General features: G+C 64.8%; 22 protein-coding genes. 20 read left to right on the forward strand and 2 right to left on the reverse strand.

Annotated elements, in window-relative coordinates:
• The first annotated feature begins 12 nt into the window (after nucleotides 1-12).
• From ACOYJL_RS07875 to ACOYJL_RS07915, 9 genes are all read left to right on the forward strand, one after another.
• A complete protein-coding gene (locus ACOYJL_RS07875; RefSeq protein ID WP_433569672.1) occupies nucleotides 13-747 on the forward strand; it encodes a zinc ribbon domain-containing protein in 735 nt (244 codons plus the stop codon).
• Complete coding sequence (gene coaBC, locus ACOYJL_RS07880) at nucleotides 744-1,988, forward strand: bifunctional phosphopantothenoylcysteine decarboxylase/phosphopantothenate--cysteine ligase CoaBC (protein WP_433569673.1); 1,245 nt, start codon at nucleotides 744-746, stop codon at nucleotides 1,986-1,988. Before ACOYJL_RS07875 ends, coaBC begins: the two co-directional genes overlap by 4 nt.
• On the forward strand, nucleotides 1,975-2,877 hold the full coding sequence (locus ACOYJL_RS07885) for a deoxyribonuclease IV (protein ID WP_433569674.1): 903 nt from the start codon (nucleotides 1,975-1,977) through the stop codon (nucleotides 2,875-2,877). Before coaBC ends, ACOYJL_RS07885 begins: the two co-directional genes overlap by 14 nt.
• Nucleotides 2,878-4,710 carry an ABC-F family ATP-binding cassette domain-containing protein gene (locus ACOYJL_RS07890; RefSeq protein ID WP_433569675.1) on the forward strand — a complete coding sequence of 611 codons (1,833 nt, stop codon included), beginning with the start codon at nucleotides 2,878-2,880 and terminating at the stop codon, nucleotides 4,708-4,710.
• A 12-nt stretch (nucleotides 4,711-4,722) separates the two neighbouring features.
• On the forward strand, nucleotides 4,723-6,465 hold the full coding sequence (locus ACOYJL_RS07895) for an ABC transporter ATP-binding protein (protein WP_433569676.1): 1,743 nt from the start codon (nucleotides 4,723-4,725) through the stop codon (nucleotides 6,463-6,465).
• Nucleotides 6,465-8,351, forward strand: coding sequence for an ABC transporter ATP-binding protein (locus tag ACOYJL_RS07900; RefSeq protein WP_433569677.1), 1,887 nt, complete (start codon nucleotides 6,465-6,467; stop codon nucleotides 8,349-8,351). Before ACOYJL_RS07895 ends, ACOYJL_RS07900 begins: the two co-directional genes overlap by 1 nt.
• 65 nt (nucleotides 8,352-8,416) lie before the next feature.
• Entirely contained in the window at nucleotides 8,417-9,901 is a 1,485-nt protein-coding gene (locus ACOYJL_RS07905; RefSeq protein ID WP_433569678.1) for an NAD(P)/FAD-dependent oxidoreductase, read from the forward strand.
• Nucleotides 9,898-11,172, forward strand: coding sequence for an NAD(P)/FAD-dependent oxidoreductase (locus ACOYJL_RS07910; RefSeq protein ID WP_433569679.1), 1,275 nt, complete (start codon nucleotides 9,898-9,900; stop codon nucleotides 11,170-11,172). Before ACOYJL_RS07905 ends, ACOYJL_RS07910 begins: the two co-directional genes overlap by 4 nt.
• Before the next feature lie 3 nt (nucleotides 11,173-11,175).
• Nucleotides 11,176-11,535, forward strand: coding sequence for a DUF1667 domain-containing protein (locus ACOYJL_RS07915; protein ID WP_433569680.1), 360 nt, complete (start codon nucleotides 11,176-11,178; stop codon nucleotides 11,533-11,535).
• 44 nt (nucleotides 11,536-11,579) lie between these two features.
• Here the strand turns inward: ACOYJL_RS07915 and ACOYJL_RS07920 are convergent, their stop codons facing one another.
• A complete protein-coding gene (locus ACOYJL_RS07920; RefSeq protein WP_433569681.1) occupies nucleotides 11,580-11,894 on the reverse strand; it encodes an MGMT family protein in 315 nt (104 codons plus the stop codon).
• Nucleotides 11,895-11,968: 74 nt separating this feature from the next.
• Here ACOYJL_RS07920 and ACOYJL_RS07925 point away from each other — a divergent pair, with 74 nt between their 5' ends.
• The 3 genes from ACOYJL_RS07925 to ACOYJL_RS07935 are packed head-to-tail and all read left to right on the forward strand — an operon-like array spanning nucleotide 11,969 to nucleotide 13,764.
• Nucleotides 11,969-12,538 carry a cysteine hydrolase family protein gene (locus ACOYJL_RS07925; protein ID WP_433569682.1) on the forward strand — a complete coding sequence of 190 codons (570 nt, stop codon included), beginning with the start codon at nucleotides 11,969-11,971 and terminating at the stop codon, nucleotides 12,536-12,538.
• On the forward strand, nucleotides 12,539-13,036 hold the full coding sequence (locus ACOYJL_RS07930; protein WP_433569683.1) for an acyl-CoA thioesterase: 498 nt from the start codon (nucleotides 12,539-12,541) through the stop codon (nucleotides 13,034-13,036). It abuts the gene before it with no gap.
• 35 nt (nucleotides 13,037-13,071) lie between these two features.
• Nucleotides 13,072-13,764: an alpha/beta hydrolase gene (locus tag ACOYJL_RS07935; protein WP_433569684.1), complete on the forward strand. Its 693-nt coding sequence runs from the start codon at nucleotides 13,072-13,074 to the stop codon at nucleotides 13,762-13,764.
• A gap of 18 nt (nucleotides 13,765-13,782) precedes the next feature.
• Here ACOYJL_RS07935 and ACOYJL_RS07940 read toward each other — a convergent pair whose 3' ends face one another.
• Nucleotides 13,783-14,580: a biotin--[acetyl-CoA-carboxylase] ligase gene (locus ACOYJL_RS07940; RefSeq protein ID WP_433569685.1), complete on the reverse strand. Its 798-nt coding sequence runs from the start codon at nucleotides 14,578-14,580 to the stop codon at nucleotides 13,783-13,785.
• Between the two features lie 138 nt (nucleotides 14,581-14,718).
• On the opposite strand from ACOYJL_RS07940, the gene ACOYJL_RS07945 reads away from it, so the two are divergent.
• From ACOYJL_RS07945 to fabZ, 8 genes are read left to right on the forward strand one after another with little or no spacing between them, the layout of a single operon-like run.
• Nucleotides 14,719-15,675: a beta-ketoacyl-ACP synthase III gene (locus tag ACOYJL_RS07945; protein WP_433569686.1), complete on the forward strand. Its 957-nt coding sequence runs from the start codon at nucleotides 14,719-14,721 to the stop codon at nucleotides 15,673-15,675.
• Between the two features lie 60 nt (nucleotides 15,676-15,735).
• Nucleotides 15,736-15,969, forward strand: a complete 234-nt coding sequence (locus tag ACOYJL_RS07950; RefSeq protein WP_433569687.1) for an acyl carrier protein — start codon at nucleotides 15,736-15,738, stop codon at nucleotides 15,967-15,969.
• Nucleotide 15,970: 1 nt separating this feature from the next.
• A complete protein-coding gene (gene fabK, locus ACOYJL_RS07955) occupies nucleotides 15,971-16,915 on the forward strand; it encodes an enoyl-[acyl-carrier-protein] reductase FabK (protein ID WP_433569688.1) in 945 nt (314 codons plus the stop codon).
• Nucleotides 16,903-17,841: an ACP S-malonyltransferase gene (locus ACOYJL_RS07960; RefSeq protein ID WP_433569689.1), complete on the forward strand. Its 939-nt coding sequence runs from the start codon at nucleotides 16,903-16,905 to the stop codon at nucleotides 17,839-17,841. Before fabK ends, ACOYJL_RS07960 begins: the two co-directional genes overlap by 13 nt.
• A gap of 18 nt (nucleotides 17,842-17,859) precedes the next feature.
• Nucleotides 17,860-18,630, forward strand: coding sequence for a 3-oxoacyl-[acyl-carrier-protein] reductase (gene fabG, locus ACOYJL_RS07965; protein WP_433569690.1), 771 nt, complete (start codon nucleotides 17,860-17,862; stop codon nucleotides 18,628-18,630).
• A 42-nt stretch (nucleotides 18,631-18,672) separates the two neighbouring features.
• Nucleotides 18,673-19,920: a beta-ketoacyl-ACP synthase II gene (gene fabF / locus ACOYJL_RS07970; protein WP_433569691.1), complete on the forward strand. Its 1,248-nt coding sequence runs from the start codon at nucleotides 18,673-18,675 to the stop codon at nucleotides 19,918-19,920.
• 5 nt (nucleotides 19,921-19,925) lie between these two features.
• Complete coding sequence (gene accB, locus ACOYJL_RS07975) at nucleotides 19,926-20,423, forward strand: acetyl-CoA carboxylase biotin carboxyl carrier protein (RefSeq protein ID WP_433569692.1); 498 nt, start codon at nucleotides 19,926-19,928, stop codon at nucleotides 20,421-20,423.
• A 3-nt stretch (nucleotides 20,424-20,426) separates the two neighbouring features.
• Nucleotides 20,427-20,852: a 3-hydroxyacyl-ACP dehydratase FabZ gene (gene fabZ / locus ACOYJL_RS07980; protein ID WP_433569693.1), complete on the forward strand. Its 426-nt coding sequence runs from the start codon at nucleotides 20,427-20,429 to the stop codon at nucleotides 20,850-20,852.
• Nucleotides 20,853-20,860 lie beyond the last annotated feature (8 nt).

Raw genomic sequence — 20,860 nt, forward strand, 5'->3', positions numbered from 1 at the left:
AGGGGACCAACCATGACAGAAGCCGAGGCGCTCATTCGCCTGCAGGAGCTCGACATCCAGCTGCTGCGCCACGCATCCACGCTTGCCTCAATGCCGCAACAGAAGAAGATCAAGACCGTCGAGCTTGCCAAGCGCCGCGTCAACTCGGAGCTCAACAAGATCGTGGGGCAGCGCAAGGACGTCGAGACCGAGATGGGCGACGTCACGTCCAACCTCGACTACTACAACGCGAAGACCGAGGAGGTCAAGGCAGACGCTGCGGCACGCCAGGAGAACTACCGCCAGATCCAAGACCTCGAGGCGTCGCTCACCTCGCTTGCCAAGAAGGCCGAGAAGTGCGAGCACCGCCTTGGCGAGCTCGACCAGAGCCTCTCCAAGCTCAAGCTTGCCGAGAAGAACGCCCACCTTACGCTCGACCGCCTAGACCAGCAGCGCGAAGCGCTCGACAAGTCGTTCGAGGACGACTCCGCCCAGATCAGGCGCGAGATCGTCTCGATGAACGACGAGCGGAACCGCGTCGTCGATCAGATCTCGCCCGAGACCATGGAGCGCTACGACGCAGCAAGGACCCGCTTCAAGGGCCTTGCCGTCGAGGTCCTGCACGGAAACGTGCCTTCGGTTTGCCGCGTCAAGCTGCAGCCTGCCTCCTACCACGACCTCATGCACGGCCCCGAAGTCTCCGAGTGCCTCTACTGCCATAGGATCCTGATCGTGCGCGGTCCTTTGGACGATGAGGAAGACAAATGATTGAGAACACATCCCAGGCGGTGGAAGGCAGGCGCGTTCTTCTCGCGGTGTGCGGTGGCATCGCCTGCTACAAGGCCGTAGAGGTCATGCGCGGCCTCCAAAAGGCCGGCTGCGACGTCCGCGTCACGATGACCGCAGACGCCGAGCGCTTCGTGGGCCCAGAGACCTTTGCGGCGCTCTCGAAGCACCCGGTGCTCGACGACCTCTACAGCTATCCCGATTCCATGACCGGACACGTCGACCTTGCCAACTGGGCCGACCTCGCCGTTGTCGTCCCCGCCACTGGAAACGTGATGGCTAAGGTCGCGGCTGGCATCGCAGACGACGCGCTCACGACCACGATGCTTGCCGTGCACTCTCCCGTGCTCGTGGCCGCGGCGATGAACGTCCACATGTGGGAGAGCCCCGCAACGCAGGCAAACGTCCGCACGCTCGCCAGCCGCGGCATGCGCTTCGTCCACCCCGAGAGCGGGCTTCTCGCCTGCGGAGAGGTGGGCACGGGCAGGCTCGCGAGCGTCGAGCAAATCGTCTCTTCGGCGCTCAAGATGCTTGCCGAGGCCAACGCGAAGCAAGACCTTGCTGGCATCTCGCTCATGGTGACCGCCGGGCCCACGCACGAGAAGATCGACTCGGTGCGCTACATCGCAAATTCCTCGACGGGCAAGATGGGCTATGCCATCGCGGCCTCGGCCGCGAAGCGAGGCGCCGAGGTCACGCTCGTCACGGGTCCAACGGCACTAGCCACGCCGGCTGGCGTAAAGCGCGTCGACGTTGTCTCCGCCGCGCAGATGAGGGAGGCGGCCGTGGCGGCCTTCGCATGCTCTGACGCCGCGATCTGCGCCGCCGCCGTCGCCGACTACACGCCCGCGCACCCGGCAGACCACAAGCTCAAGAAGGGCCGCGAGCAGCTGACCTCCATCGAGCTCGTGGAGACGACCGACATCCTGGCCGAGCTCTCCGGCGCCAAGGGCAGCCGCGTGGTGGTCGGCTTCGCCGCCGAGACGGACGACCTCATCGCAAACGCCCAGGCAAAGCTCGCTCGCAAGGGCTGCGACCTCATCGTGGCAAACGACGTGTCGCGCTCTGACTCCACGTTTGGCTCCGACACCGACCGCGTCGCCTTCGTGTGGGCAGACCGCGTCGAGCAGATGGAGACCCTGCCGCTGGAGCAGGTGGCAGACGAGCTTCTCGACCGCGTGGCAGCGCTCATCGCACAAAGGAGGCGCAATGGGCGGCGATAGCCAGACCAAAGGGACCTCGGCACAGCCAGTACGCGGCCCGCTTACCATAGGGCCGCACATCTCGGCGTCGGGCGGCTGGAAGGCGATGGGGGAGCGCGCCCTCTCGATCGGCGCCACCACCTTCGCCTTCTTCACCAGAAACCCCCACAGGGGCTCCACGCTCAAGTCGCTCGACGAGACCGACCCCGCAGAGCTCGCGCAGCTCATGGAGGACAACGGCTTCGGCACGCTCGTCGCGCACGCGCCCTACACGATGAACCTCTGCTCCGCGAAGCCGGACATCGTCGAGTTCGGACGCCAAATGATGGCGGAGGACATCGCCCGCCTCGACGAGGCCATCCCGGGCAGCTACTACAACTTCCATCCTGGAAGCCACGTCAAGCAGGGCGCAGACGAGGGAATCCGCCTGATCTGCGAGGGGCTCGACCAGGTTCTGGTACCAGGACAGAAGACGCGCGTCCTTCTCGAGACCATGGCAGGAAAGGGCTCCGAGGTGGGGCGCACATTCGAGGAGCTCGAGCGCATCATCGAGGGAACCAAGCACGGAGACATGCTGGGCGTGTGCCTAGACACCTGCCACGTGTGGGACGGCGGCTATGACATCGTGGGCGACCTCGACGGCGTGCTCGACGAGTTCGACCGCGTGATTGGCCTTGACCGCCTGTGCGCCCTGCATGTCAACGACTCAAAGAACCCCCGCGGCTCGCACAAGGACCGCCACGAGAAGATCGGGCAGGGCGAGATTGGACTTGAGGGCTTCAGGGGCATCGTCGCCAACGAGCGCCTGCGCGGCCTGCCCATGATACTCGAGACGCCGAACGAGCTCGAGGGCTTTGGCGCCGAGATACAGCTTCTGCAATCAATGGCCTCAGAAGGGGCGAGAGCGTAAGTGGGAATTCTGATAGGCTGCGAGCACCTGAGCCACGAGTGGCCGGGCAAGCGCGTGCTTTCTGACCAAACAATCGGCATCAACGAGGGCGAGAAGATCGGCATCGTGGGCAGAAACGGCGACGGAAAGTCGACGCTGCTGTCGCTGATCGCGCATCGCCTTGAGCCTGACAGCGGGACAGTAACCTGGAGAAACGGCATACAGGTGGGCTTTCTGGGACAAGACGACGAGCTGGACGACAGCGCGACGGTCGGCTTCTCCGTCGTAGGTGACACTCCCGAGTACGCGTGGGCGTCAGACCCCAAGACCCGCGCAATCATTGCTGAGCTCTTGGGCGACGTCGACTGGGACTCGCCCGTCTCGACGCTCTCGGGCGGACAGCGGCGCCGCGTTGACCTTGCGCGCGTGCTCGTGGGCAACTGGGACGTCCTCTGCATGGACGAGCCCACCAACCACCTTGACATGCATGCCATCACCTGGCTTGCGGAGCACCTCAAGCGCCGCTGGCAGGACGGAACGGGCGCGCTTCTCGTGGTGACGCACGACCGCTGGTTTCTGGACGAAGTCTGCGAGCACATGTGGGAGGTGCACGACGGCCAGGTGGAGCCCTTCGAGGGAGGCTACTCCGCCTATATCCAGCAGCGCGTTGAGCGCGAGCGCCAGGCCCAGGTTGCCGAGGAGCGCCGGCAGAACATGCTGCGCAAGGAGCTCAACTGGCTGGCGCACGGAGCCAAGGCGCGCTCGTCCAAGCCAAAGTTCCGCATCGACGCCGCCATGGAGCTGATCGCGAACGACCCGCCACTCAGAAACTCGATCGAGCTGAAGCGCCTGGCCGTCTCGCGCCTGGGCAAGCAGGTCATCGAGATGAAGGGCGCCGGCTTTGCCTACAGAAACGACGACGGGAGCGAGAAGCGCGTCTTCTCAGACGTCGACTGGCTGATAGGGCCGGGAGACCGCTACGGCATCCTGGGAGAGAACGGCGTGGGCAAGACGACGCTGCTCAAGGTCATGACCGGGGCGCTCAAGCCCACCGAGGGCCACGTCAAGGTGGGAAAGTCGGTCAAGTTCGGCTTTCTGACGCAGCATCTGGACAACCTCAACGCCAAGGAGACTTGGACGGTCAAGTCGGTGCTCGCCGACTATCGCACCAACCTCTACATAGACGGCAAGCCCACGAGCCCCGAGAAGATGCTCGAGCGGCTGGGCTTCGACAAGCGCGAGCTCATGAGCCGCGTGATGGACCTGTCGGGCGGCCAGAAGCGCAGACTCGCCATCCTCTGCGTCCTTCTCGAGGAGCCGAACGTCTTGGTTCTGGACGAGCCAGGAAACGACCTGGACACCGACATGCTGGCTGTGCTCGAGGACCTGCTCGACACCTGGCCAGGGACCATGCTCGTGGTGACGCACGACCGCTACCTCATGGAGCGCGTGACCGACGACCAGTTCGCCCTGATAGACGGCCATATCCGCCACGTTCCAGGCGGCGTGGACGAGTACCTGAAGCTTCTGGACGAGAGCGCTGCCGCCACAGCGCAGGCCCCAGAGGGGCCACGAGCGCAAAGCCCGTCCCCAAAGGCAGAGAAAGCAGTAGGCTCTGGTAAGCTCTCGAACAAGGAACGGCGCGAGGCCAAGAAGCGCCACGACGCGGTGGAGAGAAAGCTGACAAAAGCTTCTTCGTTGCCAGACGAAATCAAGAAGAAGATGGCCGAGGCTGACCCTACGGACTACCAGGAGCTCGAAAGGCTGCAGAACGAGCTCAAAGAAGCAGAGGAGCAGATCTCCGACCTCGAGACCGAATGGCTCGAGCTGGAGGACCTTCTCGCAGAAAGCTAAGGGACCACCCGCATGATTGAGCTGATGAAGCGTTACCTCAAACCCTACCGAGGGAAGGCGCTCGCAGGCATCCTGACCAAGATGGTCGAGGTCGTGTTCGAGTGCCTGACGCCCCTGGTCGTCGCCCGCATGATCGACGACGGCGTTGCCACGGGAAACACCGACGAGATCGTGCGCCTGGGGCTTCTCCTGCTTGTGTTCGCGGCGGTGAGCTACTGCTTCACGCTCGTGTGCCAGAAGATGGCGGCGCTTGTCTCGCAGGCGGTGGGCACCGACCTGAGAGACGCCCTCTACGCGCAGGTGAACCGCCTCTCGAGCGCCGAGGTCGACCGCTTTGGCACGCCATCGCTCGTCACGCGCGTCACCAACGACACCAACCAGGTGCAGGTGACGCTCGCCCTCACCATCCGGCAGCTCACCCGCTGGCCGCTTCTGGCCGTAGGCTCCGTGATCGCCTGCCTGCTCATCGACCTTCGGCTTGGCGTCATCACGCTCATCTGCACCCCGCTCGTGGGCCTCGTCTTCTATCTGGTTATGAGCCGCGTCCTTCCGTACTACCAGTCAATGCAGACCAAGCTTGACCGCATCTCGCTCGTCACGCGCGAGGCGCTCTCCGGCGTCCGCGTGATTCGCGCCTTCCGCCGCGAAGACCACGAGGACGCCCGCTTCAACGACGCCGCGCGCGACCAGGCGGACACCGCCATCGCATCGGGCAAGCTCTCGTCGTTCCTGAGCCCCGCGACCATGGTGATCATGGACATGGGAATCGTCGCCATCCTTTGGCAAGGCGGCATCCAAGTGAACCTGGGCAACCTCACGCAGGGCGAGACGATGGCGTTCATAAACTACATGACCACCTCGCTCACCTCGATTGGCTACCTCGCCAACCTGCTCATCCTCATGATGCGCGGGCAGACCTCGGCCAAGCGAATCCTCGAGGTGCTTGACTGCGAGCCCTCCATCACCGACGGCTCAGACGAGAGCCTCGCTCTTCCAGCGCGTGGCGAGAAGCCCGCGCTCGAGCTCGAGCGCGTGGCATACCGCTACGAGGGCTCCGAGGTGGACGCGCTCTCCGACGTGACGCTGACGCTTCCCGAGGGCGGGACGCTCGGGGTCATCGGCGGAACCGGCTCGGGCAAGTCGACGCTCGTCGACCTCCTGCCGCGCCTCATGGACGCAAGCGAGGGGAGCGTGCGCGTGCTTGGCCATGACGTGCGCAGCTACCCCATCGCGCAGCTGCGCCACGAGGTGAGCATCGTTCCGCAGCACGCGTCGCTTACCTCGGGCACCATTCGCTCCAACCTCACCTGGAGAAAGAAGGACGCCACAGACGGCGAGCTCTGGGAGGCGCTCGAGTGCGCCCAGGCTGCAGACTTCGTGCGCCAGAAGCCCGACGGCCTGGACACCCTCGTCGAGGCCGACGGGAAGAACTTCTCAGGCGGCCAGCGCCAGCGCCTGACCATCGCCCGTGCGCTCGTGGGGTCTCCCCGCATCGTCGTGCTGGACGACTCCGCCTCGGCGCTCGACTTTGCCACCGACGCCAGGCTGCGCGGGGCGCTGGCCGGGCTCTCCTCAAAGATCACGACCGTGATCGTGAGCCAGCGCGTCTCGGCCGTCATGGGCGCAGACCAGGTGCTTGTCCTTGACCACGGGCGCATGGCGGGCTTGGGACCTCATAGAGAGCTTCTGAGCACCTGCCAGCTCTATCGCGAAATCTGCCTCTCGCAGCTTCGCAAAGAGGAGGTGGAGCGCTGATGCCGAACATCTACACGGGAGCCGCAGGAGGGGCGGCCTCGCTTCGCATGGTCAAGGGCGACATGGGCCAGGGGGGAGGACCTGCTGGCAATGACCTCGACGCTTCCGTCTACTCCACGCGCGAGGTAGTCTCGCGCCTGCTGGGATACACGAAGCCGCACCGCATCTCGATGGTTGTCTCGCTCGTGACGGCTGCCGTCTCGACCTTGCTGCAGCTTTACGTGCCCATCCTGATTGGCCAGGGCATCGACCTTTTGATAAGCGAGGGGCACGTCGACTTTGCGGCGCTCCAGCCCATCTGCGTTCGCCTCGCCATCGTCGTCGTGATAGCGGGCTTCTCGCAGTGGCTCTCGGGCTGGTGCACCAACCGCCTCTCCTACGAGACGATTCGCGACCTTCGCATCGACGCGTACAAGAAGTTTCGCCACCTGCCTCTCTCGTTCATCGACTCCCACTCCCATGGCGACCTCCTGTCGCGCGTGGTGAATGACGTCGACATGGTGGGAGAGGGGCTGCTCCAGGGCTTCACCCAGCTCTTCACCGGCATCTTCGCCATCGCAGGGACGCTCGTCTTCATGTTCTCGCTCTCCGTGCCGGTGGCGCTTGTCGTGGTCTGCGTCACGCCGCTCTCGATTCTGGTTGCCTGGCTCATCGCGCGCTTCTCCGCCAAGAGCTTTGCCGACTCCCAGGCCATCCAAGGTGAGCTTGGCGGCTACGCCGAGGAGATGATCGGAAACCAGAAGCTGGTCTCGGCCTTCGCGCGTGGGGACGAGTGCAACAAGGAGTTCTCCGAGATAAACGGGCGCCTCTACACGGCAGGGGAGCGCGCGCAGTTCATCAGCTCGCTCTCTAATCCCTCTACGCGCCTGGTCAACAACATCGTCTATGCAAGCGTCGCCGTCTTTGGGTGCATCTGCGTCATCACCGGATACCCCAGCCCGCTCACCGCCGGGCAGGTCCAGAGCTTCCTCTCGTACGCCAACCAGTACATGAAGCCCTTCAACGAGATCTCGGGCGTGGTGACCCAGCTGCAGACGGCTCTTGCCTCCGCGCGGAGGCTCTTTGCCCTGCTCGACGCCGAGGACGAGCCTGACGAGGCAGGGTGCAAAGAGCTGGCGGAGCCAAGGCGCGGGCGCATCCAGTTTGAGGACGTATGCTTCTCCTACGTGAAGGACCGCCCCCTTCTTCAGAACATCACCTTCGAGGTCAAGCCCGGACAGACGTTTGCGCTGGTTGGCCCCACGGGATGCGGGAAGACCACGCTCATCAACCTGCTTCTGCGCTTCTATGACGTCGACTCGGGCACCATTCGCATCGATGGGCAGGACACCGCAGCCTTGACGCGCGAGAGCCTGCGCTCCGCCTTCGGCATGGTCCTTCAGGACACCTGGCTCTTCAAGGGCACCATCCGCCAGAACATCGCCTACGGCCGGCCCGACGCGACCGACGAAGAGGTCGTCGCCGCAGCGAAGCGAGCGCACGCGCACAAGTTCATCGTGCAGCTACCACACGGCTACGACACGGTGGTCGAGGAGAACGGAGGGTCGCTCTCGCAGGGGCAGTGCCAGCTGCTCTGCATCGCCCGCGTCATGCTGACGAACCCCGCAATCCTGCTTCTGGACGAGGCGACCAGCTCCATCGACACCCGCACCGAGCTGCAGGTGCAAGACGCGTTCGACCGCATGATGGAGGGGCGGACCTCGCTCGTCGTGGCACACCGCCTCTCCACCGTGCGAAACGCAGACTGCATTCTGGTCATGAAGGACGGCAGGCTCATCGAGCACGGAACCCACGACGAGCTCCTTGCGCAAGGCGGCTTCTACGCCACGCTCTACGAGTCGCAGTTCGCGAACAACGACAGCCGCCCGGGGGCTAAGGTGGACTAGGGAAGCCGGCAAGGGGGATAATCTGCACGGAGTCAGTTCAAATCTTGAACTTTTGGAGCGGCCCTATGGAAGAACCCAACAGCTACGACGTCATTGTGATTGGCGCAGGCGTCTCGGGCTGTGCCACGGCGCGCGAGCTCTCTCGAACCACGGCGTCGGTCATGGTGCTCGAGGCGGAAGACGACATTTGCTCGGGCACGTCGAAGGCGAACTCGGCCATCGTGCATGCAGGCTATGACGCGCAGCCGGGAACGCTGATGGCAAAGCTCAACGTGGAGGGCAACTCCCTCATGTTCGAGCTCGCCAAGAAGCTCGACTTCCCCTGCAAGCGGATTGGCTCGCTCGTCGTCTGCACCAACGAGGCCGACCGGCCAGGCCTTCTTGAGCTTCTGGAGCGCGGGCGCAAGAACGGCGTGCCCGACCTGCGGATCGTCGAGAGAGACGAGCTTCGCCAGATGGAGCCCAACGTCTCCGATGATGCCGTAGCCGCCCTCTGGGCTCCGACTGCCGGCATCGTGAACCCCTTTGACCTCACGGCCGCCTTGGCCGAGAACGCCGCTGCTAACGGCGTCAAGTTCACGTTCAACGCCCCTGTCACGAACATCGAGAAGAACGAGGACGGCACCTTCGAGCTGCAGACCACGCGCGGGATGTTCCACGCCCGCTGCGTCGTGAACGCCGCTGGCGTCTATGCCGACCTCGTGCACAACGCGGTGAGCCCAGAGTCCGACCAGATGAAGATCGTCCCGCGCCGCGGCCAGTACCTGCTGCTTGACACCACCGCAGGCGCTCACGTGAAGCACGTCGTCTTCGCCCTTCCCACCAAGATGGGCAAGGGCGTCTTGGTCGCGCCCACCACCCACGGCAACCTCATCGTAGGACCCACCGCAGAGGACATAGACGACCGGCAGGGAACCGACACTACGGCCGCCGGTCTTGCGGAGGTGGCAACGAAGTGCGGCATCACCGTCAAGGACGTGCCGCTTCGAGAGGTCATCACCTCGTTCTCTGGACTGCGCGCGCATCGAGCGGAGCACGAGTTCCTGATTGGCGAGAACCCCGCCGTGCCGGGGTTTGTGGACTGCGCTGCGATCGAGTCTCCCGGCCTTACCGCGTCTCCCGCCATCGGCCGCATGGTCGCAGGCATCGCGGCCAGAATCGTCGGCGCAGAGGAGAGGCCCGCCGAGGACATCGTCGAGACTCGCCGCGGAATCCCCAACCTCGACGAGGCCGGCCTTGAGGAGTGGGCAAAGCTCTGCGAGAAGGACCCCCGCTACGGCCATGTGATCTGCCGCTGCTGCCACGTCAGCGAGGCCCAGATCGTCGATGCCATCCATCGCGTGCCCGGAGCGCGCAGCCTTGACGGCGTCAAGCGCCGCACGGCAGCCCAGATGGGCCGCTGCCAAGGCGGCTTCTGCACGCCCAAGATCATGGAAATCCTCTCGCGCGAGCTGGACGACGTCCAGATGGAGACCGTGACAAAGTGCGGTCCAGGCTCGACCCTCATCGTGGGAACACCTAAGGACTCGCTCGGAGGCGATGCCAAATGAGCACCACTGACTATGACGTCGTCGTCATTGGCGCTGGTCCCGCCGGCCTTGCCGCCGCCATCAGCGCGCGCAAGGCGGGAGCAGGCCGCGTGCTTGCGATAGAGCGCGACTCAAAGCCTGGCGGCATCTTGAACCAGTGCATCCACAACGGCTTTGGGCTCATCACCTTCAAGGAGGAGCTCACCGGGCCCGAGTACGCGGCGCGCTTCGAGGACCAGGCCGCGGAGGCGGGCGTCGAGCTTCTCCTGAATACCATGGTGCTTGACATCTCTGGCCAGCGAGTCGTCACCTGCGTCTCTGAGAGCGAGGGCCTTCGCCAGATCTCTGCCGGCGCCATCGTCCTTGCTATGGGCTGCCGCGAGCGCCCGCGCGGCGCGCTCAACATCCCCGGCTTTCGCCCCGCAGGCATATACACCGCCGGCACGGCGCAGCGCCTGGTCAACATCGAGGGCCTCCTGCCCGGCCGCGAGGTAGTCATCCTGGGCTCTGGCGACATCGGACTCATCATGGCGCGCCGCATGACGCTCGAGGGCGCGCACGTCGCCTGCGTGGCCGAGCTCATGCCGTACTCGGGCGGCCTCAAGAGAAACATCGTGCAATGCCTGGACGACTTTGGCATCCCGCTTCTGCTCTCGCACACGGTGACGCGCGTAGAGGGCCAAAAGCGCGTCGAGGCCGTCTGGATCTCTGAGGTGGACGAGCATCGCCGCCCCATCCCTGGCACTGAGAAGCGCTATCCCTGCGACACGCTGCTGCTCTCCGTCGGGCTGATTCCCGAAAACGAGCTCTCGCGCTCCGCTGGCGTCGAGCTTTCGCCCGTCACGCACGGCCCCTCGGTCAACGAGCACTTCGAGACAAGCGTCCCGGGGGTATTTGCGTGCGGAAACGTCCTTCACGTGCATGACCTCGTAGATTACGTGTCGCAGGAGGCGACAAGCGCGGGCAAAGCTGCCGCCGAGTGGGCAGCCGGTGGCTCCGCAGCGGATGCCGCCCGCCACAACCTGCCCGTCTTTGCCGAGGGAGGGGTAAGGTACACCGTTCCCCAAACCCTCGACCCAAGCTTGATGGACAGCGAGACTACCTTGAGGTTTAGGGTTTCTGACGTCTTCGAGGACCGACGGATCAGCGTGTACGTGGACGACGAGCGCATAGTCTCAAAGAGGCGCCCCATATTGGTGCCGGGACAGATGGAGCAGGTCACGCTGAAGCGCGAAGACCTTCTCGCCCGCCCGAACGCGTCTAAGATCACCGTCAAGCTCGAGGAGGCGTAAGCGATGGAAAAGAGAACCTTGACCTGCATCAGGTGCCCCCGCGGCTGCGCCATCACGGTGACGCTTGACGAGGGGCAGATCACCTCCGTCACGGGCAACTCCTGCCCTCGCGGCGACCGCTATGCGCGCGACGAGGTGACGCACCCCGTGCGGACGGTCACCTCCACCGTTCCCGTGACGGGCTCGACGTCCGAGAAGGCCGTCTCGGTCAAGACCGCCTCCGACGTTCCAAAGGACAAGGTCATGGACGTCATGGCCGCCCTCGTCGGGGTCACGGCTAAGGCTCCCGTTGAGATAGGGGACGTCATCGTGCGTGACGTTGCCGGCACGGGCGTCGACATCGTTGCAACAAAGCGCGCCTAGCCAGACACAAAGAAAGACCAGGGAGGGCTTCCTCTGCCAGCGACTTATGCCTCCCACTGAAAGCGCCGCATGTCCACCTTGCCGTTGGGAAGAAACTCAATTCCTTCGGCATCGAGCATGCGGCGCTGCTCGTTAGGGCCGCCGAACGCAAAGCCCGGCGCGAGCGAGCCGTCCTTGAACACCACGCGATGGCAGGGAACCCCGCCGGCCATGCCTGGCGAGGAGTGCATGGCAAACCCGACGAAGCGGGCCTTGCGCGGCTCGCCCATCATGCGCGCTATCTGCCCGTACGTGGCGACACGACCTTGGGGTATCTGCCGCACTATGTCGTACGCTCGCTGAAAGAAGCCCTCGTCCATCGCATGCCCCCTATCGCTAAAGCCACCGCAAAGGGTACCATTAGCCCCAGTTGACTTGACCGAAGGGAGCAACCATGGCTCTAGACAAAAGCTCTACCGCCCTTCTCGTAATCGACGTTCTCGTGACCAAGGGCGAAGACACGCTCTACAAGGCAGACCCAGACGAGACGCGCCTTGTTGCGGCTTCCAAGCGCGTGGTGGACGCCGCCCGCAAGGCTGGCCTTCCCGTGCTCTTCCTGTGCGACCAGCACATCCCGGGCGTCGACAAGGAGCTTGCGCTCTGGGGCGAGCACGGCATCAAAGGCAAGGCCGTGCCGAACCCCGAGCTTCGCGCTGGCTCAGGCGAGCGCGACTTCATCATCCCCAAGCGCCGCTACTCAGGCTTCTTCCAGACAGACCTCGACCTCACGCTTCGCGAGCTGGGCATAAAGACCGTCATCGCCGTGGGGGAGGACACCAACATCTGCGTCCTCCATACGCTGGCAGATGCCTGGAACCTGGGATATGACTCGATCGTCGTCGAGGACGCAACCAGGACCTTCCTTTGCGGAACGCAGGAGGGGGCGCTCGAGCACTTCAGGAAGTGCTATGGCTCGAAGGTCGTGAGCGCAGACCAAATCGTCTCCGAGCTGGCGGAGGCATAGATGGCTGAGAAGCGACACTACAAGGCCATGAAGACGCCCTCGGACTCCATGGTCACGGTGACCAAGACGGTCCACTACGAGGACATCAACGGCATCAACCGCCTCTTTGGCGGCCGGCTCATGGAATGGATCGACGACGCGGCGGGCGTTGCTTCTCGCCGCCACTGCGGCTGTGCCGTCACGACCGCCTGCGTCGACCAGCTTGTCTTCAAGCGCCCTGTGCTCTTGAACGACATCATCACCATCCACGCGCAGGTCACCCATGTCGGCCGCACGTCGATGGAGGTCCGCGTGGAAACCTACGTGGAAAACGTCGCAGACGGCTCGCGCGCCCTTGTGAACATGGCCTACCTGACCGAGGTCTGCATGGACAAGAGCGGGAAGCCGACGCCGGTCGAGTATGGGCTTTTGCTGACGACAGACGAGGAGCGCGCCGAGAACGAGGCTGCGAAGAAGCGCATCGTCTTTCGCAAGACGCGCAAGGCCGAGGGCTTCTAACGGCAGGCCGCGCAGGAGTTTGGAGTGAGCAGGGCATGGCAAAGAGCACCAAGCGCTTCTCGCTTGACAGGTACCAGATATGCGTGGCGCCCGCAACAACGGCGGGAGCGCCGGTGGTCTATCTCAACATGTACGAGGACGAGACGGACCAGACCCTCGACGCGCTCGCCTCGCTTGGGTGCCCTGACGTGGCGCTCATTGGCATCAGCAACATAGACTGGGGCCGCGACATGACGCCGTGGGAAGCGCCCTCTGCCTTCGAGCGCAACAAGAGCTATGGCGGCCGCGCCGACGGCTACCTCGAGCTTCTCGTAAGCCAGATTGCTCCCTCCGCCGAGGCCGAGCTCGGCGGCGAGCCTGCGTGGAGGGGGCTTGCCGGCTACTCGCTCGCAGGGCTCTTTGCCTGCTACGCTCCCTACAAGAGCACGTTCTTCTCCAGAGTCGCCAGCATGTCGGGCTCCCTTTGGTACCCCAACTTTCTGGAATTTGCCACCTCGCACGACATGGCGCGCGTTCCCGAGCGCGCCTACCTCTCGGTCGGGAGCAAGGAGAGCCACACGAGAAACCAGGCCACCAGCACCGTGCGTGACCGAACCGAGGCATTTCGCGACTACCTTGAGTCCGTTGGCGCCCGCGCGTCCTTCGAGCTCAACCCGGGCGGTCACTTCAAGGACATATGCCTGCGCACGGCCAAGGGGATCATGGCGCTGGCCGACAAGGCGCGATGAACGCCTCCGTGCGAGGCGCTACTTTCCCACGGGACGAAGAGACGCCTGCTCGGGGGTAAAGCGCTGCGTGTTGCCGTCGTCGTCGCGAACGAGCGCACGGCCCCAGTCGTCGACGCCCACAAGGCTCCCCGTTGCAAGCAGCAGCCCCTCATGCGATAGCGCGACCACCCGCTGCCCCATATAGGCAAGGCGCGCGCAATACTCCTTCGCCAGAGAGGCGAGCGGACCCGTTGCCTCATCTTCGTCCCTCACGGCGTCAGCCCAGGCGCCGACGCTTTCAACGATGCCAGAGCTAACCGCCTCGGCAAGCTCTTCTAGCTGCGGCAAAGTCGTGCTCGCAACCTCCTCGAGGCCGATGGCGTCAAGGCGCGTCGGCTCGTCTGATGCCGGCTCGTCAAGCTTTGGAGCCTTCACGTCAAGACCTGCGCCGCACACGACGCCAGTGCCGGTTGGCGTGTCCACAAGCTCGCAGAGGATGCCGCCCATCTTGCGCCCCTTGGAAACGATGTCGTTTGGCCACTTCACAAGGACGCTGCCAGGCGTGCACCATGCGGATATTCCGCGCAGGATGCCAAGGACGCCCGCCACGCTGACACCTGAAAGCTTCGCGCTCGGCACGTTAGGCAGAACGAGCGTCGAGAGGTAGAGGTTTCCGTCCAGCGACTTCCATTTATGGCCGCGCCTGCCTCGCCCCGCCGTCTGAACGCGAGCGACCACGGACGTCCCGTTGGCGGCACCCTCACGCGCCAGGGCGGCCACCTCGTCGTTCGTTGAGCCGCACTCGTCGAGAAATATCAGCTTTCCGCTCAGCTCCATGCCAGAAAACGCCTCGTTTCACAAATCGTGAGAAATGTATAGCTAAAAGTTGTGTCGAAATTAGCTACTATTTTGAACAATTCTTCTGAAGCGGTAAAGTACTCTAGGTTTTAGTTGAAGGGTGGGGGGTGAAGCAAGGTGGGCTTCTCCATAGTTGGCACCGGGTCGGCGCTCCCAGAACGCGCCGTCACGAACGACCAGCTCGGCGAGTTTCTCGACACGTCAGACGCGTGGATCCGCCCCCGCACCGGCATCGCAGAGCGCAGGGTCTGCACGACCGAGACCCTAGACGACCTTGCCTTGCTTGCCAGCCAGCGCGCGCTCGCCTCGGCTTCCGTCACGCCTGGCCAGCTCGACCTCATCGTCTGCTGCACCACGAGCGCAGACCACCTGATGCCAGCAGAGGCCTGCGCCATCGCGGAGCTCCTGGGGGCTTCCTGCCCGGCATTCGACGTCTCGGCCGCCTGCGCCGGATTCGTCTTTGCGCTCGACGTCGCCGACGGATGGTTTGCGCGGGGACGCGCCCAGCACGTGCTTGTGGTTGCCGCCGAGAAGTTCTCGCGCCTCCTTGACTGGAGCGACCGCTCGACGGCGGTCCTCTTTGGCGACGGCGCAGCGGCTGCCGTGCTTGCGCCCGGAGACGGCGTCCTCTCGCTCAGGCTGTCCACTCAGCCAGACGTTGAGGCTCTGCACGTGCCAGGGCTTTCCGGCAACTCTCCCTTCGACCAGACCGCAAAGCCGCCCTCGCAGCTCAAGATGGACGGCCGCCGCGTCTTCAAGTTTGGCGTCACCACCATCTGCAGCTCAGTCGATGCCATGTGCGCCGACGCGCAGATTAAGCCAAGCCAGATCGACCACTTTGTGTTTCACCAGGCAAACGAGCGCATCCTCGCCGCCGCAGTCCGCCGCCTTGGCATAGACAACGGCAAGGTGGCCCGCACGCTTGAGAAGACGGGAAACATCTCGAGCGCCTGCATTCCCTTGGCGCTCGACAGCCTCGCCCGCAACGGAGAGCTGAAGCCAGGCGACCTCGTTGCCATGGTCGGCTTCGGCGCGGGGCTGGACACTGGCGCTTGCCTCATCAAGTGGGGCTAGCGCCTCGCAATTCATCCATCAAAAGCGCCTCCGGGCGCCAGAGAAGACAGGAGAAACAAGATGGCAGAGAGCACCTTCGATCGCGTTTGCGCAATCGTCCGCGAGCAGGGCGGTCTTGACGACACCGAGCTTACCGAGGACACCAAGCTTTCCGACGTGGGCCTGGACAGCCTTGCCACCGTCGAGATCGTCATGGCCTGCGAGGACGAGTTCGGCATCGAGATCGACCCTGACGCCAACCCCACCACGATTGGCGAGTTCGTGAAGCTCGTCGACGGCCTTCTGGAGAAATAGCATGCTGCGCACACCAATTTGCGACATCCTCGGCATCGAGAAGCCAATCTTCCAGGGCGGCATGGCATGGATTGCCGACGCAAGCCTTGCCTCCGCCGTCTCTGAGGCGGGAGGCCTCGGCATCATCGCGGCCATGAACGCCAATGCCGACTGGGTTCGCGACCAGATCCACCAGCTCCGCGAGAAGACCGACAAGCCCTTCGGCGTGAACGTTATGCTCATGAGCCCGTTCGCCGACGAGGTCGCCGACCTTGTCGCCGAAGAGCACGTCCCTGTTGTGGTCACGGGCGCTGGCAACCCCGCCAAGTACATGAAGGCGTGGATTGCGGCCGACATCAAGGTCGTCCCCGTCGTCGCGTCGGTCGGGCTCGCCAAGCTCATGCAGCGCGCGGGCGCCACCGCTGTCGTTGCCGAGGGCACCGAGTCTGGCGGCCACATCGGCGAGCTGACCACGATGGCGCTCGTCCCGCAGGTCGTCGATGCTGTCGACATCCCCGTCATGGCCGCGGGCGGCATCGCTGACGGCAGAGGCATGGCCGCCGCCATCATGCTGGGCGCCCAAGGCGTCCAGGTGGGCACGCGCTTCTTGGTTGCCGACGAGTGCACCGTGTCAGACGAATACAAGGACCGCGTCCTCAAGGCCAAGGACATCTCCACCATTGCCACCGGCAGGCGCTATGGCCATCCGGTCCGCTGCCTGAAGACGCCCTTCTCGAACGAGTACGCAAAGCGCGAGCTTGAGGGCGCATCGGAAGACGAGCTCAACAAGCTTGGCACCGGCGCGCTGCGCAAGGCGGCCAAGGAGGGCGACTACGAGCACGGGTCGTTCCTCTGCGGGCAGATTGCCGGCATGGTCACCAAGCGCCAGCCCGCTGCCGAAATCGTCGACGACATCGTCGGAGGCGCGGAGAAGTGCCTCAAGGAGGCAACCAAATGGGTAAAGTAGCCTTCCTCTTTGCGGGGCAAGGCGCCCAGAAGCCCGGCATGTGCGCCGACGTCGCGGCGGCCGAGCCTGCTGCGAAGGCAGTCTTCGACATGGCCGACTCCGTGCGTCCCGGCACGTCCAGCCAGTGCTTCAGCGGCACGAAGGAAGAGCTCACGGCAACCCAGAACACCCAGCCCTGCGTCTTTGCTGTCGACCTCGCCATTGCCTCGGCGCTCAAGAGCCATGGCGTGACGCCTGACGTCGTGGCGGGCTTCTCGCTTGGCGAGGTGGCAGCCCTCACGTTTGCGGGCTCGCTCACAAACGAGAAGGGCTTCGAGCTCGTCTGCCACCGCGGAGAGCTTATGGCAGACGCAGCGGCGGCGCATCCCGGACAGATGCGCGCAGTCGTGAAGCTTGACGCCGACGTCGTCAAGGACCTGGCAGCAAAGGCGGCCGCCCAGTCGGGAGGCGAGTGCTGGCCGGTCAACTTCAACAGCCCCCAGCAGACAGTCGTTGCCGGTACGCCCGAGGCGCTCTCGGCCCTGGACGGGCTTGTGAAGGCCGCGCGCGGCCGCGCGCTCAAGGTGGCCGTCTCCGGGGCCTTCCACAGCCCCTACATGGAAGACGCCACAAAGGGGCTTGCAGAGCTTCTTTCCGGCGAGTACGCGCTTGCCGAGCCGAGCCTTCCGGTGTACGCAAACCTCACGGGAAGCCCGTATCCGCAAAGCGCCGACGAGCGCGCCGACACCCTTGCCAAGCAGGCCTCGAACCCCGTCCAGTGGACCCTCACGCTCGCCAACATGAGGGAGGCAGGCGTGGACACCTTTGTCGAGGTGGGACCGGGTCACACGCTGACGGGGCTGGTGAAAAGGACGCTCTCTGGCGTCACGGCCATATCTTGCGAGAACGAAGAGCAGCTCACGGCGGTCGTCGCCGAGCTCGCATAAGCGTTGAGGAGATGCAACATGGCAACTAGCAGCGCCACCATCGAGCGCGACCAGTCTCGCCGCGCGGCCTTTGTCACCGGCGGCTCCCGCGGCATCGGACGCGCCATCGCGGAAGGCCTTGCCGAAGACGGCTTCGACGTAGCCATCGCCTACGCCGGAAACGCCGCGGCAGCTGATGAGACCGTCGCCGCCCTTGAGGCCGCAGGCGCCACCGCGCGCGCCTATCAGTGCGACGTGTCGGACTCCGCGCAGGTAGACGCCGTGTCCAAGCAGGTGCTCTCAGACTTTGGAAGCGTCTGGGCCGTGGTCAACGACGCGGGCATCACGCGAGACGGGCTTCTCATGCGCATGAAGGACGAGGACTTCGACCGCGTGATCGACGTGAACCTTCGCGGCGCCTTCCACGTGACGCGCGCCTTCTCGCGCAGCCTCATGCGCCAGAAGGGCGGCCGCATCGTCAACATGGCGTCGATCGTCGGGCTCTCGGGGAACGCCGGCCAGGCCAACTACGCCGCATCAAAGGCTGGCCTCGTCGGCCTTACCAAGTCGTGCGCCCGCGAGCTGGCACCGCGCGGCATCACCGTGAACGCCGTCGCGCCTGGCTTTGTCGAGACCGACATGACGGCAAAGCTCTCGGACGCCATCCGCGAGCAGTACGCCAAGCAAATTCCGCTCGGCCGCATGGCAAGCGCGCAGGAGGTCGCTGCCGTCGTGCGCTTCCTCGTGAGCGACGCTGCCGGCTACGTGACGGGCGAGGTCATCCGCGTGGACGGCGGCATGGCAATGTAGCAGGGCCTTCGCCTTCGGGCAAGGACAGTTAGGGGTAGTAGCATGGAGCACAGGGTAGCAATCACCGGCATCGGAGCCGTCACGCCCGTGGGCAACACCGCCAAGGACACGTGGGACTCCCTCGTTGCCGGAAAGTGCGGAGTGGGCCTTATCACCCACTTTGACACCGACGACTTCCGCGTCAAGGTAGCCGCCGAGGTCAAGGACTTTGACGGAGCAGAGCTTCTCGGCAAGCAGCAGGCCATGCACTCTGACCGCAACGTGCAGTTTGCGCTTGTCGCGTCCGACGAGGCCATGGCAGACTCCGGCCTCGACGCCGAGGGCGCCATCGACCATGAGCGCCTTGGGGTCTACATCGGCTCGGGCACGGGAGGCCTCAAGTCGTACACCGACAACGTCTACACCATCGAGAAGCGCGGTCCCAGGCGCGCCTCTCCGTACATGGTGCCGATGATGATCTCAAACATGGCGGCGGGGGAGGTCTCCATCCGCCACAAGGCGCAGGGGCCCACGCTCCCCGTCGTCACCGCCTGCGCCACCTCGGCGCACACGATCGGCGAGGCGTTCCGCGCCATCAAGCACGGCTATGCCGACGCAATTCTCGCCGGCGGCACCGAGGCCTGCATCATCCCCGAGTCCATCGCCGGCTTCACGAGCTGCCGCGCGCTCTCCACTAACCCCGACCCCGCAACGGCCTGCCGCCCCTTTGACGCGGACCGCAACGGCTTCATCATGGGCGAGGGGGCCTGCGTGCTCGTGCTCGAGGACATGGACCACGCGCTTGCCCGAGGTGCGCACGTCTACGCGGAAGTCGTCGGCTACGGCAACACCGCCGACGCCTATCACGTGACGAGCCCCGACCCTAAGGCCACGGGCATCGCCCGCGCCATCAAGCAGGCAGTGGAGGAGGGCGGCGTCAAGCCCGAGGAGGGCCTCTACATCAACGCCCACGGCACCTCTACCAAGCTCAACGACTCCTCCGAGACCAAGGGCATCAAGCTGGCGCTGGGAGACGCGGCCGCGCATGCCGCGCACGTCTCGTCCACCAAGTCGATGACCGGCCACATGATAGGCGCGACGGGCGCCGTCGAGGTCATGGCCTGCGCGCTGGCGCTTGAGAACGGCGTCGTCCCGCCCACGATCAACTACCGCACGCCCGACCCCGACTGCGACCTTGACTACACGCCCAACGAGGCGGTTCGCTGCAAGCTCGGCTGGGCGCTTTCCACCAACCTCGGCTTTGGCGGCCACAACGCGGCCATCGCGCTCAAGGCGTTCGACGGGGAGTGACGTCCATGGACATCGATAAGATCACTGAGCTTGCGTCTTTGATGGACGAGAAGGGCCTCTCGCGCGTGCGCGTGGAGGAGGCGGACGGCACGGCCTTCGAGCTCGAGCGCACCGTTCCCCAGCCGCCAGCGCAGGTCGTGATGCCCGCCGCAATGCCGGCAGGCGTGCCCGCTGCTGGCCCGGCGCCGGCGCCTGCCGCGCCCGAGCCGGTCGACGAGGACGAAGGGGATGACGACGAGCCGCTGGACCTTGCCAAGGCAACGGCGGTCCGCGCCCCCATGGTCGGCGTCTTCTACGCCGCGCCCTCGCCGGGCGCCGAGCCCTTCGTCCACGTTGGCTCAAAGGTGAAGGCCGGCGAGACGCTCTGCGTCATCGAGGCCATGAAGGTCATGAACGAGGTCACGGCAGAGGCGGACGGCGAGGTCATCGACATCTGCGCCAACGACGGCGACCTTGTTGAGTATGGCAGCATCCTCATGAAGATATCCGAGCAGGGGGCATAGCGCATGAACAGGGAAGAGTTGGAGAAGATCTTGCCGCACCGCCCGCCCATGCTGCTTCTGGACGACGCCGAGGTCGTGGACGGAGAGGCCGTGGGGCACCTGGCCATCCATGGTGACGAGTGGTTCTTGCAGGGCCATTTTCCCGGCAACCCCATCGTCCCCGGCGTGATCCAGTGCGAGATGCTTGCGCAGAACTGCTGCGTCCTTATGGCAGACCAGCTTGCTGGAGCCGATGCCACGCCCTACTACACCAGCCTCGACAAGGTGCGCTTCAAGCGCCCGGTGCGTCCAGGCGACACGGTTGAGCTGCGCTGCCACATCACGCGCTCGCGCAAGCCGTTCTTCTTCGCGACCGGCGAGGCAAGCGTAAACGGAGAGCTCTGCTGCAAGGCAGACATGTCGTTCGCCCTCATGCCAAACGGCAAGTAGCCAACTGC

The sequence above is a fragment of the Tractidigestivibacter sp. genome, from assembly GCF_050946515.1.
GTDB lineage: Bacteria > Actinomycetota > Coriobacteriia > Coriobacteriales > Atopobiaceae > Tractidigestivibacter.